The organism is Pseudoclavibacter terrae, assembly GCF_008831075.1.
Lineage (GTDB): Bacteria > Actinomycetota > Actinomycetes > Actinomycetales > Microbacteriaceae > Pseudoclavibacter > Pseudoclavibacter terrae.
In genome coordinates this window covers 379022-399560 of record NZ_WBJX01000001.1, presented here as the reverse complement: position 1 = coordinate 399560, position 20539 = coordinate 379022, and the positions used below count along the sequence as shown (strand labels likewise).

At 66.2% G+C, this 20539-nt stretch carries 17 protein-coding genes; 3 read left to right on the top strand and 14 right to left on the bottom strand.

Annotated features, from left to right (window positions below; genetic code table 11):
• Positions 1–5 precede the first annotated feature (5 nt).
• The 8 genes from F8O03_RS01900 to F8O03_RS01865 all read right to left on the bottom strand — a co-directional run bounded on the left by F8O03_RS01900 (position 6) and on the right by F8O03_RS01865 (position 9778).
• On the bottom strand, positions 6–1466 hold the full coding sequence (locus F8O03_RS01900) for a lipopolysaccharide biosynthesis protein (protein ID WP_280115558.1): 1461 nt from the start codon (positions 1464–1466) through the stop codon (positions 6–8).
• Entirely contained in the window at positions 1463–2689 is a 1227-nt protein-coding gene (locus tag F8O03_RS01895) for a polysaccharide pyruvyl transferase family protein (RefSeq protein ID WP_151422139.1), read from the bottom strand. Before F8O03_RS01895 ends, F8O03_RS01900 begins: the two co-directional genes overlap by 4 nt.
• The gene (locus F8O03_RS01890) at positions 2686–3816 is read right to left on the bottom strand and encodes a glycosyltransferase family 1 protein (protein WP_151422138.1); all 1131 of its coding nucleotides are present in this window, start codon (positions 3814–3816) and stop codon (positions 2686–2688) included. Before F8O03_RS01890 ends, F8O03_RS01895 begins: the two co-directional genes overlap by 4 nt.
• Before the next feature lie 43 nt (positions 3817–3859).
• Positions 3860–4921 carry a glycosyltransferase gene (locus F8O03_RS01885; RefSeq protein ID WP_151422137.1) on the bottom strand — a complete coding sequence of 354 codons (1062 nt, stop codon included), beginning with the start codon at positions 4919–4921 and terminating at the stop codon, positions 3860–3862.
• The gene (locus F8O03_RS01880) at positions 4922–6052 is read right to left on the bottom strand and encodes a glycosyltransferase (RefSeq protein WP_151422136.1); all 1131 of its coding nucleotides are present in this window, start codon (positions 6050–6052) and stop codon (positions 4922–4924) included.
• A 99-nt stretch (positions 6053–6151) separates the two neighbouring features.
• Positions 6152–7453 (bottom strand): UDP-glucose dehydrogenase family protein, encoded by a 1302-nt coding sequence (locus tag F8O03_RS01875; protein WP_151422135.1) that lies wholly within the window; start codon positions 7451–7453, stop codon positions 6152–6154.
• Positions 7454–7553: 100 nt separating this feature from the next.
• Entirely contained in the window at positions 7554–9023 is a 1470-nt protein-coding gene (locus tag F8O03_RS01870; RefSeq protein WP_151422134.1) for a tyrosine-protein kinase domain-containing protein, read from the bottom strand.
• Between the two features lie 212 nt (positions 9024–9235).
• Complete coding sequence (locus tag F8O03_RS01865) at positions 9236–9778, bottom strand: SGNH/GDSL hydrolase family protein (protein WP_167516435.1); 543 nt, start codon at positions 9776–9778, stop codon at positions 9236–9238.
• A 418-nt stretch (positions 9779–10196) separates the two neighbouring features.
• On the opposite strand from F8O03_RS01865, the gene F8O03_RS01860 reads away from it, so the two are divergent.
• Entirely contained in the window at positions 10197–11276 is a 1080-nt protein-coding gene (locus F8O03_RS01860; protein ID WP_151422132.1) for an acyltransferase family protein, read from the top strand.
• Between the two features lie 53 nt (positions 11277–11329).
• The gene (locus F8O03_RS01855) at positions 11330–12520 is read left to right on the top strand and encodes an acyltransferase family protein (protein ID WP_167516434.1); all 1191 of its coding nucleotides are present in this window, start codon (positions 11330–11332) and stop codon (positions 12518–12520) included.
• Here F8O03_RS01855 and galE read toward each other — a convergent pair.
• On the bottom strand, positions 12510–13499 hold the full coding sequence (gene galE, locus F8O03_RS01850; RefSeq protein ID WP_151422130.1) for a UDP-glucose 4-epimerase GalE: 990 nt from the start codon (positions 13497–13499) through the stop codon (positions 12510–12512). The two genes, F8O03_RS01855 and galE, sit on opposite strands and share 11 nt — an antisense overlap.
• 120 nt (positions 13500–13619) lie before the next feature.
• On the bottom strand, positions 13620–13742 hold the full coding sequence (ykgO, locus tag F8O03_RS01845; protein WP_104251782.1) for a type B 50S ribosomal protein L36: 123 nt from the start codon (positions 13740–13742) through the stop codon (positions 13620–13622).
• Between the two features lie 45 nt (positions 13743–13787).
• Between ykgO and F8O03_RS01840 the strand changes: the two genes are divergently transcribed.
• A complete protein-coding gene (locus tag F8O03_RS01840; RefSeq protein ID WP_151422129.1) occupies positions 13788–14873 on the top strand; it encodes a GTP-binding protein in 1086 nt (361 codons plus the stop codon).
• A gap of 16 nt (positions 14874–14889) precedes the next feature.
• On the opposite strand, the gene F8O03_RS01835 is transcribed toward F8O03_RS01840, so the two are convergent.
• The 4 genes from F8O03_RS01835 to folP form a co-directional block, all read right to left on the bottom strand.
• Positions 14890–15804, bottom strand: a complete 915-nt coding sequence (locus F8O03_RS01835; RefSeq protein ID WP_151422128.1) for a type IV toxin-antitoxin system AbiEi family antitoxin domain-containing protein — start codon at positions 15802–15804, stop codon at positions 14890–14892.
• 650 nt (positions 15805–16454) lie between these two features.
• The gene (locus tag F8O03_RS01830; protein ID WP_167516433.1) at positions 16455–17054 is read right to left on the bottom strand and encodes a DUF3180 domain-containing protein; all 600 of its coding nucleotides are present in this window, start codon (positions 17052–17054) and stop codon (positions 16455–16457) included.
• Positions 17051–18502 carry a 2-amino-4-hydroxy-6-hydroxymethyldihydropteridine diphosphokinase gene (gene folK, locus F8O03_RS18340; RefSeq protein ID WP_167516432.1) on the bottom strand — a complete coding sequence of 484 codons (1452 nt, stop codon included), beginning with the start codon at positions 18500–18502 and terminating at the stop codon, positions 17051–17053. Before folK ends, F8O03_RS01830 begins: the two co-directional genes overlap by 4 nt.
• Positions 18495–20429 (bottom strand): dihydropteroate synthase, encoded by a 1935-nt coding sequence (folP, locus tag F8O03_RS18525; protein ID WP_208851777.1) that lies wholly within the window; start codon positions 20427–20429, stop codon positions 18495–18497. Before folP ends, folK begins: the two co-directional genes overlap by 8 nt.
• Positions 20430–20539 lie beyond the last annotated feature (110 nt).

Genomic DNA, 20539 nt, shown 5'->3' with positions numbered 1-20539 from the left:
GAAGCTCATTTCCGCCTACCCAACAGACTTCTCAGCTGGAGAATGCCAGCGATATCTCTCCTGAACGGGCGCCAGAGCAGACCCAGCGATGCGATGGCCAGGAAGATCACCAAACCGACGGCTGCGGTGCCGAGCTCATTGAAGTGCAGCAGTGACGTCGTCACGAAATGTGTGCCGATGGCAGCGATGCCGTAGACGACTAGCGCGCGTACTCCGTTGAAGAACATGCCGAGGGCGGGCGCGTCCGAAACTCGCGAGATCCACCACAGGCCGAGCGGCCAGTTGAGCAGCAGCCCGACCGCGTAGGCGGTGGCCACCCCCTGCACGCCCCAGTTTGAACCGACGATGATCCCGAGGACGATCAGCGGTCGGGAAACAAGGGTGAGACGCAGGTTGGACGCGGTGAGCCCCTTGGACAGGAACACCCAGTACGTCGCGTAACTGAGCGCCTGCGCGATGCCACCGAGAGCTAGGAGCTGGAAGAGGGCGGCCGATTCGGTCCACTGCGCCCCGAGAACGATGGTCACCGCCGCGGGAGCCACCGAGGCACCGAACGCTAGGAGTGGCGTGATCATGTTGATCATCACCGACTGACCGCGAAGCAGGAACGATGCATAGCGGTTGGAGTCTTCGTCCAGACGGGACAGGATCGGCAGGGCCACCTTGCTCGCTGGGGCGTTCAACTGATTCAGCGGCAGGGCGATCATCTGAAAAGCACGGTCATAGAGTCCCAGTGAAGCGGGTCCGAAGCGCATGCCGATGACGACGCTGTCCGCGTTGCGTGATGCGTACGTCAGCATCTGCGCGCCCAGGAGGTTCACGCCGAACTTCATGAAGCCCCGAACGCTCTCGGTTTTGTCGTACCACTGTGGAACCCATCGACCAGCCTGCAAGAACAGAATCGCTGCGACGAGCGGGATGGCCACCTGCTGCAGGACGAGTGACCAGTAGCCGAAGCCAACGATGGCGCTCACAAGACCGACCGCGAGGCCGATCGCAGGAGCGATCACTTCGATGAGCGCCAGCTTGCGGAACTTCAGCTGACGCGTGATGTCAGCCTTGTGCTGAGTCGCGATGCCGTTGAGGAGGAAGGTCGACGAGAGTACGAGGCAGATCCCCGCGAGTCGTGGCTCCCCGTAGAGCAGGGCGATCGGCTGCGCGAGAACGATGGTGAGGATGGCCAACGTGAAGCCGATACCCGAGTTGAGCCAGAAGAGATTGCTGCGCTGCCCCTTGCTGATGGTCGGAGCCTGGATAGCAGCCGAGGAGAGTCCGAAGTCCCGGAAGATCTCGCCAACGCCGACGATTGCGACGACCATCGCTAGGAGACCGTAGTCCTCTGGTGAGAGCAGGCGGGCTAGCACGACGATACCGGCCACCTGGATCAGAACTCTTGCGAGCTGACCCAGCATGGTAATAGCGCCGCCTCGCGCCGCCGAGTGCCCGAGTGAGGTGCCAGCTGTCACGGGGTTGAGGACCCTTCAGACTGCAGCCCAGCAAAGTTGAGCTCGGCGAGGTTCGTCACCTTGGCCAAGCGCTCTTGGTCGATGGGCCCATCATCCAGCGCGCGGCTGAGCGCCTCGATGATGGCGTCCTTCATGCCGGGCTTCGGCTGGACGCACAGGTACTCGCGTTCGAAAAGTTCGAAGAGCCCCTGGACTTTTCCCTGAGAGGCCAGCGTCACTGGTGCGAGGCCCGCCATCAGAGACATCACCGCAAGGTGCATGCGTCCCGTGATCACGACCTTCGCGTTCTTCGTGAGACCACGGACCTCTGCTGGCCGCAACGTCTCGCGAATCGTCGTGACGTTCGTCTGGTCCACGAGGCGCTGGGCGACCGCATCGACCGCGTCGAGATCACTCGAACCCGGCTTCACGACGTGCGGGAGCAGGACAACGTGGTAGCCGAGAACACGGAGATGCTCGATGACCGCGATGTAGTCCTCAGTCAGATCCTGCGACTGCCGCAGCAGTCCGCTGACGTTCAAGAGTGCGAACGGTGCATCGCCCACGTGGGCCAGGTACTTCTTCTTCGCATCCGAATCAACCGTTTTCGCGGTGAAGACCATGTCGGCGCACGAAGTGACGTTGCTGAGGTTGTCTTTGACCGCACGCCGTGCGGAGGCCGGATCCCTCAAGAGCAACTGGACACCCGCCTGAGAGGCGGCGCGCACCTCCCTGAGGGCACCAGCTTCGGGAGATGCATTCCAACTGAAGCCAAGGACCCGAGACGAGGTATCCCGTCGCAGGGCGAGCCTGCTCAAGATGGCACGCCTCGCGGATGCGCGGGGGTTGTAGGCCCCGTCCATGATGTCTGCCCCGACCACCGAGAATGATGTCGACCGATCGAGGAGCCTCGAGAGACGAACAAGATCTCTGATCGCCCAGGGGAGACGGCCGTACAGAAGGTGAGGCATCTCTACCACGTGGACGTTCTGCTGGTCCAAAGTGAAGTTGGACTTGCTGCGAACGACAACGGTCACACGCTCATCGACCGATTCCAGGAAGGACTCCACCAGCGCTGAATCACCGATGTTGCCGGCACCTGGCGGGGCGAGAAGCACATGGCCGTGACGTTTCGACTTGGAACCCGGAAGGCTGAGCGTCGCCGTCGCCACTGATCGGAAGAGCGCTGTCGACCGGAGGACACCGTCCACCGGCTTCAGGAGTTTCTTCAGCTGCTTCTTCATCGAGGGTCCTTCGCTTCAGTGAGTGCGTTCAAGATGAAGTCGGCTTTCTGCTCCCAGGTGTGCTCGACAGGAACCGGCGTCAGGTCGCGAACCACGCGCGGTGCGCGATCGAACTCCTGCTTCAGCCAGGCCGCATGGTTGGCGGCGGGAAGCGACTCCACGCTCGTCAGACCACGGTCGGACGCGCCCAGAACGGGAGTCGTCAGGACCTTCAGCCCAGCGGCTCGGTATTCATAGGTCTTGATGACGTCGCCGCCCACTTCTCCCTCACCGACGCGGTGAGGCACCCAGCCGATGTCGAAGCTCGTGAGCAGCTCGGGGACCTTCTCGTAGTGGACATCGCCGAGGAGTTCGATGTTGGGCACGCGTCGAAGCGGCTCGCGATACTCGGCGTCCAGGATCGGACCTGCGAACACGAAGTCGACGTTCGGCATGGACAACGCCGTTGACGTCACCAGTTCGAGGTCCACTCGCTTGCCGATCTTTCCGACATATCCGACCTTCGGTCGACCGCTTGCCTTGCTCTCGTGGGAGAAGCGCTCCGGGTCACAGCCGTTCGTCACGAGCACCGCATCGGTACGTCCATATTGACGAGCGAGTTCGAGAGTCGCCTCGGAGTTCGCCGTCACGATGTCCGCGATCTCGAACGAAGCGGCGTAGGCCTTCTTCACGTACTCCGAGATGCTCTGGAAGGCGTAGTGGTACGTCCAGTCGTCGAGGAGATCGAAGGCCACGGGCCCGCCGAGGTTCCGGATTTCAGGGGCGATGTTCGAGATTGTCACGAACGGATTCCAGAAGACGACGGGTGTTCCCGCCGCGGCCCCGGGCTTTCGGTAGCTCCCGAGTGAGTCCACCCACCACTTGCGTCGATCCTGCATGTTCGGAAGCCTGAAACTCGTGCTGCGGTAAGAGCGCGTGTTCTCGGCGACGGTCTGATCTCCCAGCCGGTACTTCAGCTCCAGCGGGAGCGGCTCCGGTCGCGAGAAGACAGCGACTTCGCCCTGCGAGGCCAGCTTCTTGCCGAACCATTCGATGAAATGACCGTCACGGGTGCGATAGCCCTCGGTCGAGAGCTTGTGCTGACCGTGCATCGGAAATGCGAGCAGCGCTGTTTCTGGTCTTGTCATCGTGATCCTGAGGTAGGTGTTGCTCGTGGTGGACGGGTCGAGATCATCGACTGCGCTGAGACTCAACGCGCGCGAGGACGGAATCGACCGACTTCTCGATGGACAGGTTGTTCGCGTTCTCACGGACGTGTTCAGACACCCGAGCCCACATGTGCGGATCCTTCACGACAGTGAGCATGGCCGCGCGCCAGGCGCCCGGTTCTCTTGTTCGAAGCACGAACTTCTTCCGCAGCTCGGGGTCGGTGTACAAGAGCGGCGCACATCCGTATTCCTCGTGGAGGACCACTGGAATGCCCTCGACAGCAGCTTCAACGGCGCTCCGACCGAAGGCTTCGCGCGTGGACGTACCGAGGAAGGCCGCAGCGTTCTCCCAGAGCTGGTCGGGATGCACCCATCCCTGCAGCGAGACGTTGGACGGCAAGGCGTTTGAGACGCGATCCTGATGGGGGCCCGCGCCGAACATCTTGCCCTGGAGACCGGAGTCCTCCATGAGGTCCAGGAAGAGCTGAGGATCTTTGTCCGTATCGAGCCGGCCGGCCCAGATGATGTCACCGGAAGGAGACGGGACGGTGAACCGCTTCGGAATCTTGAGCGGCACACCGGCGGGAATCAGGAACGCTTTGCGCACACTCGAGAACGAGTTAGCAAGCACTTCCGTCGTCGCCCACACGTCATCCGCGCGTCGCATAGCCCGCGTGACTGCGAGCTTCTGTGCCGATGTCTTGAGGCGGCCCTGCTCACCAGGGGCCGGCCACGGCGCCCCTCTGACAAACGACACCCACATTTGATTCGGGCTCCTTGAAGCCCGAGCAAACGCTACGTCGGACTGCGGGATGAGTGTGATGACGACATCCGCCTCCACCACTTCAGGAGCGGCCGAGAGGTACTCTCGCAGCGCGGTGACGCCCTTCTGTCCTCTTGCGTCGAACGTCCACTCCCTGATCCCCTCAGGGGTCGGCTCGTTGGCGTCGGGAGCACTGGAGCGGAGGCCGATCAGTCCGGTCCACTCCAGTCCGCGCGAACGGGCCTCAGAGACGAGGTCACGTGTGCTGCGATAGACGCCGCTACGCCCACTCAGAGGGGCGGCAACAAGGCAGATCTTCACCTAGATCCTCGTCCCAACGCTACGGCTCCTGCGGACATGCCGAAGATCTTCAAGCGCGCCCTCATAGAGGGAGTTGACGTACGACCACGAATACGACGCCCGCGAACGCTCGAGAGCAGCAGCGCTCAGCTGCTCCTGCCTCTCGGGGTCGGTCAGGAGCTCACGAATCTTGCGCTCGATGTCTTGTGCAGAGATCTGCACGATCTCTCCGCTGCCAGCGAGTACCTCGTTGTTGAAAGGGGTGTCAGTGGCAACGATGGGTGCCGCGCAGGCCATGGCCTGAACAAGCGCTGGGTTGGTTCCGCCGACCGTGTGCCCGTGGAAATAGGCGCCGGCGTGCTGCCACAGCGCATGGAGACGATCGTCGTCGCTCACATGGCCGAGCCAGTGGAATCGCTCGAGTTTCGCGTCCAGCTCGCGAGCCCTCTCATCGAACTCGCCCCCGTACCCGGTCGATCCGACAAGGACCACGTCGTGGTCCGCAGCAAGCCGTTCTGCGGCAATGAGGAAGTCGTCGACCGTGTTCTCTGGCACCAAGCGTGCCACCATCAAGGCGTATTCGCGCCGGTTCAGGCCTTCCGGAACGGGCAGCTCTTCGCGCTCATCCCCTCCGTAGGGGATGAAGAGTCCGTCGCGTTTGAAGATCTGCTTCCAGAGCCTGCCGATCTCGACAGCGTCGTAGACGAGCACGTCGGCCCAGAGCGCCGCCGCGCGAGCACCGGCCCTGAAGATCGCCTTCGCTACCCTGCCCCACTTCTCGCGCTCCCACTCCATGCCGTCCACGTTTACGAGCGTGGGTATGCCCCGGGCTTTGAGGAGCGGCAACCAGAAGCAGTTCGCGACGTTCATGATCAGCGCGACGTCTGGCTTCGCTTGCGCAGCGCCGAGAACGCCCCAGAACCCGAAGGTCAACGTGCTCAGCGACTTGGATTCGATGCCGCGAGTGTTCACGACATTGATCCGGGGGTCTCTCGTGGGGTCGTCTGGGAGGGTCGACGCCTGCCTCGAGTAGACCGTGACGTCCCAACCCTCATCAGCAAGGTATGGAGCAAGCTTTCGGACTGCCGTCTCGAAACCGCCGTAGTAGCTCGGGTATCCCCGAGTTCCAATCACCGCAACTGTCTTGGTCATTTCAGTGCTATCCCACCGGTTCTGAAGGCTCGTGCTGGATCTGACTTGTATTCCCGCTGCGCGAGGAATGCGCTGCAGGTGTGGGGCGCGCAGCTGCCTTTAGGGACGACCGAGACCGATGTACTTCCAGTCATTGCTTCTCCAGATGCCGGCATCCAGAACATTTCTTCCGTCGATGATGGTGCGGTTCTGCACAAGTTCGCCCGTTGTCTGAGCCGACAAGTTCTTGTACTCGTCCCATTCGGTGACGAGCAGAACCAGGTCGGCGCCCGTCAAGGCCTCGGACGCGGCATCCACGTAGGTGAGCTGCGGGTGGCGAAGTCGTGCGTTCTCGATCCCCTGAGGATCGGTCGCGACGACCTCAGCGCCAAGGCCATGGAGCTGCACTGCCACGTCGAGAGCAGGCGAGTCGCGCACGTCGTCGGAAGCAGGCTTGAAGGTCAGACCGAGGACTGCGATGCGCTTACCGACCACCGAGCCACCGAACTCGTTCAGGGCGAGATCGATGACGCGCTGACGACGGCGCAGGTTGATCGCGTCGACCTGCTTCAGGAAAGCTACCGACTCGCCACGGCCGAGTTCTTCGGCGCGCGCGGCGAAAGCGCGGATGTCCTTCGGCAGGCATCCTCCGCCGAAGCCGATACCAGCGTTAAGGAACTTTCGGCCGATCCGCACGTCATGGCCGATCGCGTCCGCCAGCTGAGTGACGTCGGCGCCGACAACTTCAGAGATCTCCGCCATAGCGTTGATGAAGCTGATCTTCGTAGCGAGGAACGCATTAGCAGCGACCTTGACCAGCTCCGCGGTTGCGAAGTCCGTGACGATGCGGGGTGTGCCCTTGGAAAGGGCGTCAGCGTAGACCTCGTCGAGGATCTCCGTCGCACTGTCGTTTTCGACGCCGTAGACCAGACGATCTGGAGTGAGCGTGTCCTGCACCGCGAAGCCTTCACGAAGGAACTCTGGGTTCCAGGCCAGGGATGCCCCGGTTCCGCTCGCCTCGATCACATCGGCGAGCTTCTGAGCCGTACCTACCGGAACGGTCGACTTGCCGACCACGAGGTCACCCGGCTTGAGGTGCGGCAGCAGACCGTCAAGGGCCGCTTCGACGTAGGTCATATCGGCAGCGGCACTGCCCTGAGTCTGCGGCGTGCCGACAGCGATGAAATGCACCGTGGCGTCTGCGACAGCACTGATGTCAATGCTGAAACGGAGCTTTCCAGACTCACTGGCCGAGGCGAGGATCTCGGGGAGCCCCGGCTCGAAGAACGGGGGTAGCGCAGCAGACAGCGCGTCGATCTTGCGCTGGTCGACATCGACGCCGACAACCTCGTGCCCGAGGTCTGCCATGGCCGAGGCGTGTACGGCGCCGAGGTATCCGCAGCCGATTACCGAAACTTTCATCTGAACTACTCCGTGGTCTGGGGCGAACCTGGGATCTTGCCCTCGGGGGAGGGATGGCCGGTCACGAACGCTACGAAGCGCTGAGAGGCCGGGGGTGGGTCTAAGAGTCGGAGTTGCGACTCTTGCGAGCGGTGACGATGGGCATCTGGCCAGTGCCGATCTTGCGGTACTCGGTGGTCGGGTTACCGGCCTCATCGGTTCCGTAGTAAGCCCCGTATGCGCCATATGCGCCATATGCGTAGGAGTCGGGCCCCTTGGTCGGAACCTTTGTCACAACAATGCCGGACACTTCGGAGCCGATGCCTTCGAGCTGTGCGACAGCACCAGCGAGCGCCGAGCGGGGGGTCTGACCGCTGGCAACGACGAGGAGCGTGCCGTGGGCGAGCTCACTGAGCACCGCGCCGTCGGTGACGAGCAGCAGCGGCGGCGCATCAATGATGACGTAGTCGTGCTCGGCCAGCAGCTGGTCGTGGACCTGCTGCATCGTGTGCGAGCCGAGCAGCTCGCTCGGGTTCGGCGGGATGCGACCTGCCGGGAGCACGTAGAGGCGACCACGGCCCCAACGCTGCAGGACGTCCTTCGGCTCAGCGCGGCCACTCAGGAGGTCAGTCAGACCGACCGAGCCGTCGACGCCCATGGTCGTCGCGACCTTGGGCTTCCGGAGGTCACCGTCGACGAGCACAACCTTGGCGCCCTGCTCGGCGAGCGCGATCGCGATGTTCGCCGACGTCGTGCTCTTACCCTCGGAGGGCAGCGAGCTCGTGACGACGAAGCTGTGACGCGTGTTTTCGATGTCCATGAAGCGCAGGTTCGTGCGAAGCGCACGGTACGACTCGGCCTTGGGGCTCTTCGGCTCTTCATGCACGATGAGGGGGCGCTTGCCGGCATCCGGGTCATAGGCGATGGTGCCGATCACGGGGCGGTCCGTGATCTGGGCAATGTCATGCGTGCTTCGGATCTTGCCGTCAACGAGCTGGCGAACGACTGCAATCGCAATGCCGATTACAAGCCCTACGAGCGCTCCGGCACCAATGTTGAGCGGCACCCGAGGGCTGACCGGTGACGATGGGACAGCTGCGGACTGAACAGGCTCGATCTTGACCAGGCTGGCAGCATCCCCGTCCGGCTTCTCCAGCTCGTTCACGATGACATCAATGAAGTTCGAGGCAACGGAGTTGGCCAGAGTGGCCGCCATCTGTGGGTCCTCGTCCTCCACCGAGATCTCGATGACGACCGTGTTCAGCTCGTTCTGGGCCGTGATCTTGGTGGCGAGCTGCGCAGGAGTCAGGTCGAGCCCGAGTTCGGTGATGACTCGGGACGTCACGATCTCTTTGTTGACGACAGTGGTGTACGACTGCACCGCCTGGCGAGCGAAGGTCGTGCCCTGGCTGAGCCCTTGAACTTCGGTCCCGTCCGATGAACGGACCGAGACGTAGAGCTGAGCCGTCGACTCGTACTTGGGAGTCATCAGCATCGAAGCCCCAGCGCCCGCTGCGACACCTGTAAGGATGCAGATCAGGATGGCAATCCAGTTCTTGTGCAGGATTCGCAGGTAGTCGCGCAGTTCCATAAAGGTCCGTCCGTGTGTCTCTCGCGCTCGTGCCGCTGCCGCTTTCGCGGCTGGCACGAAACGGGTGGCTCGCGGTTCGGAGCGCAGGGGGTATCTCAGGCAAGCTGGGGCAAGCCCGGCCTCATACTACTGGTGTCATGTTATTGGGCTGTAAATTCTTGAAACGTGCCGAACCTGTCGCGAATCGGGCACACGCTGGCGCAGAACGCTGATCAGCCGCCGATTTCAACGGGAAGGCCCGCGTCGACAGCGTTCGCGATCAGCTGGTGACCGGCGTCGTCAGGGTGCAGGCCGTCGAGCTCGAAGTACTGGAACTCGTCCTCGAACAGGTGACCCACGTCCAGGTACTGGCCGCCGACAGCCTTCACGTCCGCCTCGATCAGCTCGCTCGTGAGCGTCAGCTGCGCGGGGTACGCCGTGCTCACCCAGAACGGCGAGACCGCGAGGATGCGCGCATCCGGCAACCCGGCGCGAAGGTCGGTGAAGACCGACTCGACGCCAAGCTCCTGGTCGAGCTCCGACATGTTCAGACCGCCAGAGACGATCACCACGTCAGGCTGCGCCTCGATGGCTTCCTCGACCTGCACAGCGTACGAGTTCCACTCTTCGAGGCCCTGGCCGTAGCTCGCGCCACTCACACCCAGGTTCAGCTCTTCCCAGCCGTTCGCCGCCGTCAGCAGCGTGGTCCAGCGCAGCGACGGGTCGCTCGCGCCGACACCCTCCGTGTACGAGTCGCCGATGAAAGCGACCGTCAAGCCGGCACCCGCAGGGGTCGCCGACGGTGCGGAAGCGGATGGAGCCCCACCGGAGTTCGTCGCCGAAGCGGCATCTTCCGAGCTGGCAATGGTAAGAACGGGTTCTGCGCCGACCCCCGCGGGGGCCTGCCGTGGCATGAACGCCAGAGCCACCAACGCAGCCGCAGCGAGAGCCACGACCACGAGCAGTGTCAGCTGGGGCCAACGACGCGCACTCTGGTTGCGTGTTTTCATTTCCCAGTGATCGTACCGGCCCGGCGGCACACCTTGTACTCCCCGGTGAACCGAAGGCCGTTCCGACACGCGCACATCCGCGGGATTTAGCCCCGGACGTCATTTCAAATCCGCGCAAATTCGCCATGTCGTAGCCCAGAAAACCGGCAAGTGTAGCGTCGAGACACGGCGAGACGGAGAACGAATGGCGACACACGACGCGACAGCACGCGCATCGTCGACCGTGCCGCCCCGCCAGCGCGAACGCTGGATCGACCTCATCCGCGGCACCGCCATCCTCCTCGTCATCGCCAACCACGCCATCGACGTCCCCATGCACATCGCCGACATCACCCCCGGCACCGTCATCGACGACATCACCCTCTACTTCGCGCCGTTCCGCATGACCTCCCTCATGCTGCTCTCCGGCCTCCTCCTCCCCCGCGCCCTCGCCAAACCACCCCGCCGCTACTACGCCAGCAAACTCCGCACCCTCGCCTGGCCCTACGTCGTCTGGCTCGTGATCTTCTGGATCGCCACCTCGAACCCCACCGAGTGGATGCGGCCAGACGGGTGGGCCACACGCAGCTGGCTGTGGTTCATCCTGTGCCTCTTCCTCTCCTACCTCGCCGCACCCCTGCTCACCCGCATCCCGACCCCGTGGTTCGCGCTCGTGCCGACCACGCTCTGGCTGCTCAGCACCGTCGCCCCCGACGGCACACTCTTCGACCTCAGCTACTACAGCGGATTCTTCTTCGCCGGCTACCTCATCGCGCGAACCCAGCACCTGCTGAGGCGGTTCGACACCACACCGGTGATGGTGCTGCTCCTCATCGGCAGCTCGGTCTTCGCCGCACTGCTCGTCCTCCAGGAACACGGGCTCACCCTCACCTCGCCCGCAACGCCCGGCACGAACGACGACGGCGCCATCGAGCGCTTCGACCTGATCTGGGTTCCCGTCGTCCTCGCCGGCATCACCGGCACCGCACTCCTCGCCCGACGCATCCGCGGCACCCTCGACGGACACCGCGAACCCGCGCCCTCGCGCTTCCTGCAGCACATCGGCCGCAACTCGGTCGTGTTCTACCTCATCCACTACCCACTGCAGATCGTGCTCGTCAAACTCCTGGCCGCGGCGGGCATCACCGAGCAGCCCATCGTGATGAGCGCGTGCATCATCGCCGCACTTGCCGTATCGTTCGGCGCTGTTGCACTCCGACGCCGCAGCCGCGTCGTGAATGCGCTCTTCGTCTTCCCGCAACGAGCAACGCCGGTCCCCAGATGATCGGAACCCGGTTCGCGCACCGTGACACCCCTCCAGCGCCCACTGAAACCCACATGCCAACACCAGCACCCACCGAGCAGCCAGCCAGCAGAGACCCGGCCCATGTGACGCCCGGCTCCGCAACGAACCCCGACCCCGGCCCCGGCCCCGCGAGACGGCGCGAGCACTGGATGGACCTCGTCCGCGGCGCCGCGATCCTCCTCGTCGTCACCTTCCACGCCAGCGCCATCCCGGTCTTCCTCGCCGGCGTCGACCCGACCAGCGTCATCAACGACCTCAACACGCTCTTCGCGCCCTACCGGATGAGCACACTCCTCCTCCTCTCCGGGATGCTCCTCGGCCGCTCCCTCACAAAGACGGGCCCCACCTACTACACCGGCAAACTGCGCACCCTGGTCTGGCCGTACCTGCTCTGGGGAACCGTGTACTGGCTCGTCACCATGCAAGACGGGTGGACAGACCCCAGCAACTGGATCGCCCTCAGCTGGCTCTGGTTCATCTTCTACCTCGCCATCTACTACCTCGCCGCGCCGCTCCTCACCCGCATCCGCGGCCCCTGGTTCGCGCTCGTGCCACTCACCCTCTGGGGCCTCAGCGCCGCGCTCTCCACCGACGGGATCGGGCCATCCGGGATGTGGGGCGACCTCGCCTACTACGGCGGATTCTTCTTCGCCGGCCACCTCGTCGCCCAGCACCGCCACCAACTCGCCCGCATCGAGAGCTGGCCACTCCTCATCGCCTGCACCGCCATCGCCGGCGGCTTCGGCACGCTGCTCATCGGGCAGACGCGCGGCACCTACTTCGGCCTCGACGGAGCACTGCAGTGGATCTCGGGCACAACCTCGACAGCACCCGGCGACGGCTCACTCACCGCCGCGACCCGCCTCATCGACCGCTACGAACTCGTCTGGATCCCCGTCGTCCTCGCCGGAGTCGCCGCGATCATGATGATCACCCGCCGCCTCACCGGCACCCAACGGGGCCTCGACGGTGACTCCGCTCGCTGGCTGCAGTACATCGGCCGCAACTCCGTCGTCTTCTACGTCGTGCACTACCCCGCGCAGATCATGATCACCTCATGGCTCGGCGACTGGGGCATGCGCGACCCCACCTGGATGCTCATCATCAACACCATCGTCGCGATGAGCCTCAGCTACCTCTTCTGCTGGCTGCGCCGCTGGCCGGCAGGAGACGCCGTCTTCGTCTTCCCGAAGCCGCGCCCCCGCCGCCGCGCTACGCCTTGACCGGAGCGCCGTTGCGCTCGAAGCCCGACCACGCCGACGTCACCATGTCGTCCAGCGAGTACCTCGCCGTCCACCCCAGCTCGTCCTTGATCCGGGACGCGTCAGCCACCAGCAGGGCCGGGTCACCCGGGCGACGAGGCGCGACATCCGCCTCGAACTGCTGCCCGCTCGCGCGACGCACCGCATCCAGCACATCGAACACCGAGTAGCCCTCACCGCGACCCACGTTGTACTCGGCCGAGACCGGCTCGCCAGCCGCGATCGCATCCAGCACCGCAAGATGCGCATCCGCCAGGTCGACGACGTGCACGTAGTCACGCACGCACGTGCCGTCAGGCGTCGGGTAGTCATCACCGAACACCAGCGGCGACTTCCCCTCGGCGAGCTTCTCGAAGATCATCGGCACCAGATTCAGCGCGAAGCGATCGGCCAGCTCATCGCTGCCAGCACCCGCGACGTTGAAGTAGCGCAACGACACGGCACTGATACCCGCGGCCTTCGCCGCCGCCTGCACGAGCCACTCCCCCGCCAGCTTCGTCTGACCGTAGGGGTTGATGGGGTTCTTCACGTCATCCTCGCGGATCGGCTCGTCGGACCCGGTCCCGAGACCGTACACAGCCGCCGACGACGAGAACACGAGGCTCTTCACATCCGCGCGCTGCATCGCCTCGAGCACATTCGCGAGCCCACCCATGTTCTGCTGGTAGTACCACGCGGGCCTCGCCACCGACTCACCCACCTGCTTCTTCGCCGCGAAGTGGATGACGCTCGTCACCTCGAGCGCCTGCATGATGTCGGCAAGCGCATCCGCCGCACCCGTCGTGGAGATGTCGAAGTTGAAATGCGGGGTCGCACCGACCTTCTCGGGAGTGCCCGTCGTGAGGTCATCGACGACAACCGCCGTGTCCCCGCGAGCCTCGAGAGCGGCAAGCACGTGAGCGCCGATGTAACCGGCACCGCCGGTGATGAGCACAGTCATGGTGAATCTCCTCAGAGTGCGTCAGCGCCGAGCGGCTGCGCCGGGCTTCGTCGGACGCGCCGGAACGCACCCGCCCCCATTCTGGCAGTTCAGGACAACGGGCGCGCCAGAGCGGGCAGGTCAGCCCTGCCGAGCCTTCATGCGCGGATTCTTCTTGTTGATGACGAACGTGCGGCCGCGGCGGCGGACGATCTGCGCGCCCGGAACCTTCTTCAGCGCCTTGAGCGAGTTGCGAACTTTCATGGTCACGCCCTTCTTGTTGAGAACCTTTCTCATTAGACTAGCTGCATGACCCTCGAACAGCCAACCAGCCAGACCGCCGCGAGCTCACTCGGCATGACCCTCGTCAGCGGCCTCGAGACATCAGGGCGGCAACTCGTCACCGCCCTCATGTGCGGCGAACCGGGCGGCGCGACCCCGGCAGCGGACTACGGGAGCGAGCACACCGGGGCGCTCGAACTCGGCATCGAGCTCGCCGAAGAGCTCCTGCGGCAGGCCTCGGACGGACGGCGCGGCAACACCATCGTCGAACTCTCCGCAGACGCCGACCCGCAGAGCATCGGGCTCGCCATGGAGCACGTCCTCGCCGAGCGACGCGACGCCATGGCCCCTGCTCCCGCTGACGACGACGCCGGGCCCGTCGTCGGCCCGCGAGAGTTCGTCACCGTCGCCAGCATCACCGACACCAGGCGCCTGCTGTTCCAAGAAGGGGCCGCCCTGCCCGACGACGCCGACGCATCGGCCACCCTCGTCGGGCAGCTCGAATTCGCGACCGTCATCGTCCTCACCGCCACCGACGCGCACCCCGCCGGCGTCGTCAGCGAGACCTGCGCCCTCATCCAGCAGCTCAACCCCACAGCCGCCATCACCACGCCGGCCGCAGCCACCGACCTCGGGCGGCGACTACGGCCGATCCGACCACGACTCGCGCACCAGCTCGCATCCACCGTCGGCTGGATGCTGCGCCTCGACGAACGAACCCACTTCCCACCCACCCGCGGCCCCCTCGACTGCCACGTCTACAGCGAACCCAGACCCTTCCATCCCGAACGCCTCGCCACGACCCTCGCCGGCCTCACACCCAACCGCGTCGGCCTCATCGCCCGCTCCCGCGGACTCTTCCGCCTCGCCAACCGCACGAACCACGTCGGCGACTGGTCCAGCACCGGCAGCAGCATCCAGCTCGACGCGTCCGGCCTCGCCACCTCAGACCCGGACGCACCCGTCGGCACCACCATCGCCTTCTTCGGGAAGAACCTCCACACCGACGCCATCAACGCCGCCCTCCGCGGCTGCGCCCTCACCGACGATGAGCTCATCGCCGGCCCGAGCACCTGGCATGGCTATGCCGACCCGTTCCCGGGATGGGAATAGCGACCTCCCAGAGCGCTCACAACCCGACGGAACTCCCAGAGATACGCCGCCCACGCGCCAGAACCTTCAGAAGCGCTTGCTCAGTCGACTCCCACTCGACCATCACCTGCTCATACGTCAAACGAACGACGACGAACCCCATCGCAACCAGCAGCAAGTCGCGTCGCCGATCCTCCGCAGCAGCAGCCGGGGACACATGGAACTCCCGAGAATCACACTCAACGATCAACCACCCGTCGACGAGCAGATCGACATACCCCACGCCGTCGAACTGCGCCTGCGTCTCAACGGCACAACCCCGGCCACGCAGCCAACACCTCACCAGCGTCTCCGTTCCCGACATGCTCGTTCCGTCCACGCCTTCAACCTTCCTCGCCGCCCCAGCCGACCCGCTCGCCGCAATGCCGAGCAGAACCTCCTCGCTCACCAGCCCGCGATTCAGCAGAGAGTCGCCCACCACCGCAAGATCCCGCGCGCCCAAACACTCGAACGCCATTCGCAACGCCAACTCGACGTCATCGACCGCGCACCTGCCAAGCGGAACATCACCCCCTCGAGACGGCCGGTGCAACAGCAAACCGCGCTCAGACGGGCCGAACGCCGGCGCGCCCTCGCTGCGACGCTCCGTGTGCCCGCGCTCCCCGAAACGAATGCGCACATGCGGGTAGGCGGGACGAAGATCCCAAGCGCCGTGCAGCGCCAATGCGCTCGTGCATGTGAGACGCGCCCGTGCCCGAACAGCGCGCTTCACCTCGAGTCGGCCAGCACCGAACTCGTACCAGCCTCTGCAGACCCGAGCCACTTGCCCCTCACGCATCGCCCTGCGCAATTCGGCGTCGGTCAAGCCCTCCTGATGCCACTCGGCGCGAGAGAAGACCCCTCCGAGCGCGCGCTTCGTGATGATCGCCGTGTGCGACGCGTGTTCTGTCATGTGGTCAGGAGAACCCGAAATACACCGCCGCAGACTCCAAGCAGCTCGAACTGTGGGTAACACCTGCTCACATTCACGGTGACGACAGAGTCGAGGGCGCCTGTTTTCAGCGTCAAAGGGACACCACGTCACCGTGATTGACACGGTTCTTGGACGGACCCGTCCTCAGGCCGGTGGCTGGCCGGATGGTGATCAGCTCGACTGCTGGCGGACACAAGCGAACCCCTGTCGACCACGACCGAAGACGCGAGAACTCGAGCAGATGGCCGACGTCTGCACCGGAAGGCGGCCTGGGCGACCGCGCCGGACGGTCGATCCGGCGGCACCAAGCAAGCTTGACAGTCACAGTGACGAGACGCTGGCATCAGCGCGTTTTCTGAGCTACCCGAGGCCCAGGTCACCTTGACTGCCAGAACGCAGCCCTTGAGAGACTTGGTCCGCCCGGGCTGGCCTATCAACGCCGGCCGGTTCGCCGGAGACAGCGAGGGCAATGTCGCTGATCGATCCCTAGACAAGCGAGAACTCGATGCGGACAGTCACGGTGACGAGACATGCATAGGGGCGACCTGCCGATGCCGTTTACACCGCTTCGTTCCAGGGGTGGGAGTAGTGACAGAGGCAGGTGCAGGCCTGGTCGGAGGGGCTGAACGCTATGCGGCGACGGGGTTCTGCGAAGCGGCGGTCTCCTCGCCTCCCGGCGGGATGCGGCACCACGACTCCGCGATGAGGCCGACGGCCAGCAGGACGGCCGCGCCGATCACCGAGACGACGGCGTGCCAGATGGGCTCCTCCGGCGGCACCGTCCGAGTCACCGCAAACGCGAGAACGCCCAGCGCGACACCCGCCATGAGCGATGAAGCCAAGCTCGCCGCACGCGCGAACGCCAGCACCCGGAACGCGTACTGCGGGTCGACGCGCTTTCCCCTGACGTCGCGCTCGACCTCGCGGCCCTGGCGTTCGTTGCGGTCCGCGCCACCACCGGCCCCACCGCGCTCGAGACCAGGCGCACGCCGTTGCGACTCAGCTTCGCGGCGCTCACGCCACAGGCGGCGCGTGTACGCCCGGATGGGCCACGCGAGCCACAGCAGCAGCGCCGCGAGCACGACCAGCGTCAAGGGCATCGTGAGCGGCGGCGCCATGACGGCGCGGCCGGAGGTCACGAGCCACGTCTCCACGCACCACGCGAGCACGCCCCCGATCACGACCAGCCCGACCAGCAGGCCCGGTCGTGTTCTGCTCGCCAGGTTCACTGCACGACCCGATCGACCCGGTCCTGAGCGGCCGCCCGCAAGTCCGCGACGCTGCCGTGCGGGGCGAGCTGCGCGCGCGGGTCGACCTCGAGCCACGGGGCCAGCACGAACGCGCGCTCGTGCGCCCGCGGGTGCGGGAGCTGCAGGTCGCCGTCGCGGAGCTCCCCGGCCACCTGGATGAGATCGAGGTCCAGCGTTCGGCTCCCCCAGCGCGTCTCGCGCGTGCGGCCGTGCGCATCCTCGATGGCGTGCAAGGCCTGCAGAAGGTCCTCGGCGGGCAGGTCGGTGTCGACGAGCACCACAGCGTTTCGGTAGGCGGGGGCCGCTTCGCTGACACCCTCGAGCGTCAGCGCGGGCGTCTCGTAGAGGCTCGAAGCCGCGACGAGCTTCGTGCCGGGCAGCTCGGCGATGCTCCGCAGCGCGGAAGAGAGCGTCGCGTCGCGGTCACCGAGGTTGGCGCCGAGCGCGATCACCGCTTGGCGCACGCGCGACGGCTGCTGGGCCGACGTGGCGTTCGGCGCTCCACCGGCGCGGCTCACGACGGCCGCATCCGAGGGCGAGCGCTCGTCCTGCTCGCGCTGCGCGATCGGCGAGAAGAGGTCGCCGGCGGGCTCGACGCGCGGCAGCGGCACGTTCGGGGCACCCCCGGAGTCGAGGACGATCGACGCGTCGGAGGCGGTGTGCGCGGCGGCGGCCGCTTCACGCGCGCGGAAATCGTCCTCGGCGCTGCCCGACGCGGCGGTACTCGGAGTCGCAGCGAGGGGGGCAGCAGGAACGGCAGTGGCTGCCGTCTGGGTGCTGGGCGCGTGCACCGCGTGCGCGGCCGCCGATTCCAGGTACTCCCCCGCAGCGGCCGGCCGATGCCGCAGGATGCTCACGGCGACGTCCTCGAAGTCCAACGCGACCGGCGCCTGGGGCTTGTGCACCGTGATCCGAACCGCCACCGCGTCGTCGAACCCGAACGTGGCCGCCGCGAGGCGCTCGGCGAGCGTCTCGATGAGGTCGACCGGCTCGCCCGTCACGATCGCGTGCAAGGCGTGCATCCACTCGCCGTAGTGCAGGGTGTCGCCGATGTGATCGCTCGAGGAGGCCGCGGCCGCGTCGACCCACGCCTCTGCATCGACGTAGAAGTCCTGCCCGTCCCGGCGTTCATGCTCGAACACCCCGTGATGCCCGCGGGCGTGCATGCGGGTGATGAGGATGCGGTCGAGCTCGGGCTCCGGGACGCCCGCGCGGCGGATCGGCTCGGGCGGCGCCATGGCGGGGGGCTCGGCCGAGACCCGACCGGCGGCGCTGCTGGTCGCACCGACCACCGGCTCGCGCACGAACGCGTGCTCGTGCGCATGCCCGCGCGCAGCGGCTGCGACCGCGCCGTGCGCTGCGGTGGGCGCATCCGCCACGCGTCTGCCGTCCAGGTTCGGTTCGTGCCCGCTCGAGTGATCAGTCATCCTGTGCTCCTTCACGCCACGCGTCGACGACATCGAGCGCCACGCGGTTCGCCTCGACGTTGTGCACCCGAACACCCCAGACGCCCGCCTTCGCGGCGAGCGCCGTGATGACCGCCGTCGGCAGGTCACGTTCGGTGACGTCCGCATCCGGCCCCAGCATCTCGCCCGTGAAGCGCTTCCGCGAGGCGCCCACCAGCAGCGGATGCCCAAGCGCCACGAACTGCTCCAGCTCACGCAGCACCGCCCAGTTGTCGTCGCGCCGCTTCGCGAAACCGAGGCCTGGGTCGAGCACGATCTGCGACGGGTCGAGGCCGGCGTCGACGGCGCGGTCCCGGGCACTCGCCAGCTCGGAGAGGATCTCGGCGGCGGGGTCGCGATAGTCGGCGAGCTCGTTCATGCGCACCGAGTGCCCGCGCCAGTGGCTCAGGATGAACGGGTTCCCACTCTCGGCGACGAGGCCGAGCATCGCGGGGTCGGCCAGGCCGCCGGACACGTCGTTGACGTACTCGGCGCCGAGCTCGAGTGCGGCCTCGGCCGTCTTCGCGTACATCGTGTCGATGCTCACGAGCACGCCGAGCCCCGCGAGCTCCTTGATGACCGGCAGGACGCGCGCGGCCTCCTCCTCCTGCGGCACGCGCACGGCGCCGGGGCGCGTGGACTCGCCACCGACGTCGATGATGTCGGCGCCCTGGGCGACGAGCTCCCGCGCGCGGCGGAGGGCGCGCTTCGTGCGGCGATTCTGGCTGAAGAGGTCCTCGAACTTGCCACCGTCGCTGAAGGAGTCCGGCGTGATGTTCAGGATGCCGAGGATGCGCGGCCGCTTCGGGATCGCCGGCTGCAGCAGGTTCGTGAACCGCTGCGGGAGCTCGAACGGGCGCGTGTTCACGGGGCCCGAGTCCTCAGCCCACTGCTCGCCCGTCGCCGCGTCGAGCTGCGCGTCGCGCTCGGCGACCTCGGCGGGCGCGTGCGATGCGGTGGCCGCAGGTCCAGCGGCCGCTGCTGCCCCTGACGCGGCTGATGCATCTGGCGTGGCCGGCGCGTTTGGCGCCTCAGCCGCATCGTCCTCGTCGTCGGCTGACGCGGATCGCGCCTGCGTCCCCAATCGCGGATCGAAGCGCGCGCCTCGCAGCACGTGGCCGACGACGGGCTCGGCGGGCGTCGCGACGGCGACCTCATCCGCTGCGACGATCGGCTGCGCCCCGATGAGCGACATGATCTCCGCGCGGGCGATGGGCTCTGAGAGCTCGCCCCGCGCGGACACGGTCACGATGACGCCAGCCTGCTGCCGCGAGCCGCGAAGCCCGGCGCACGCGTGACTCGCCTCGATGACGGCGAGCGCGCCGCGGGCGTCGAGCGCGGTCATCATGGCGTCGACCAGCTCGTCGCCGAGGCGCTCCTGCAGGGTCGGTCGCGCGGAGAGCGTCTCGAGGAGCGCGTGCAGACGGCCGAAGCCGACGATCGAGTCACCGGGCACATAGGCGAGGTGCACACGGCCAGAGAAGGGCAGCAGGTGGTGCTCGCACATGGACCGGAAGGCGAGATCGCGGAGGACGACGGGCTGCGACACGGGCGCGGTTGCGTTGCCCGTGAATGCAGATTCGGGTACGGATGCGCGTGCGGAGGCAGATTCGAACGCGACGGCACTGGCAGGTGCGGCGAGCGGAGCCCCGGATTCGGCCGCGCCGGAGGGAGCAGCGAACTGCTGCTGAGTGTCGGAGACGGGGAACCTGGCACCAACCAGGGGCGTGATCGCGTCAACCCCGATGCCGCCGAACAGCTCGAGTGCGGCCTCCGCGACGCGCTCTGGCGTGCGCGCGAGGCCAGGGCGGTCGGGGTCCTCGCCGATCGCCGACAGGAACTCCCGCACGGCAGCCTGCGCGCGCCCAAGATCGACCCGCTCCGACGATCCGGAACTGACATCGTTCATTTGCAAGTCCTCACTCCGCAGCGCCCGCAACGCGGGTCGGTCTCCATCCTCCCGCGAAACGAAGCCCGCGCGCATCCCCGCACCGCCCGCGCGAGTCGCGCGGCGACTCT

Excerpts from the sequence above, each read along its gene's own strand:
- F8O03_RS01895 (WP_151422139.1), bottom strand. The coding sequence starts at position 2,689 with ATGAAGAAGCAGCTGAAGAAACTCCTGAAGCCGGTGGACGGTGTCCTC.
- F8O03_RS01840 (WP_151422129.1), top strand. The coding sequence starts at position 13,788 with ATGACCCTCGAACAGCCAACCAGCCAGACCGCCGCGAGCTCACTCGGC.
- folP (WP_208851777.1), bottom strand. The coding sequence starts at position 20,429 with ATGAACGATGTCAGTTCCGGATCGTCGGAGCGGGTCGATCTTGGGCGC.
- ykgO (WP_104251782.1), bottom strand. The coding sequence starts at position 13,742 with ATGAAAGTTCGCAACTCGCTCAAGGCGCTGAAGAAGGTTCCGGGCGCG.
- F8O03_RS01860 (WP_151422132.1), top strand. The coding sequence starts at position 10,197 with ATGGCGACACACGACGCGACAGCACGCGCATCGTCGACCGTGCCGCCC.
- F8O03_RS01870 (WP_151422134.1), bottom strand. The coding sequence starts at position 9,023 with ATGGAACTGCGCGACTACCTGCGAATCCTGCACAAGAACTGGATTGCC.
- F8O03_RS01875 (WP_151422135.1), bottom strand. The coding sequence starts at position 7,453 with ATGAAAGTTTCGGTAATCGGCTGCGGATACCTCGGCGCCGTACACGCC.
- F8O03_RS01890 (WP_151422138.1), bottom strand. The coding sequence starts at position 3,816 with ATGACAAGACCAGAAACAGCGCTGCTCGCATTTCCGATGCACGGTCAG.
- F8O03_RS01855 (WP_167516434.1), top strand. The coding sequence starts at position 11,330 with ATGCCAACACCAGCACCCACCGAGCAGCCAGCCAGCAGAGACCCGGCC.
- galE (WP_151422130.1), bottom strand. The coding sequence starts at position 13,499 with ATGACTGTGCTCATCACCGGCGGTGCCGGTTACATCGGCGCTCACGTG.
- F8O03_RS01880 (WP_151422136.1), bottom strand. The coding sequence starts at position 6,052 with ATGACCAAGACAGTTGCGGTGATTGGAACTCGGGGATACCCGAGCTAC.
- folK (WP_167516432.1), bottom strand. The coding sequence starts at position 18,502 with ATGACTGATCACTCGAGCGGGCACGAACCGAACCTGGACGGCAGACGC.
- F8O03_RS01835 (WP_151422128.1), bottom strand. The coding sequence starts at position 15,804 with ATGACAGAACACGCGTCGCACACGGCGATCATCACGAAGCGCGCGCTC.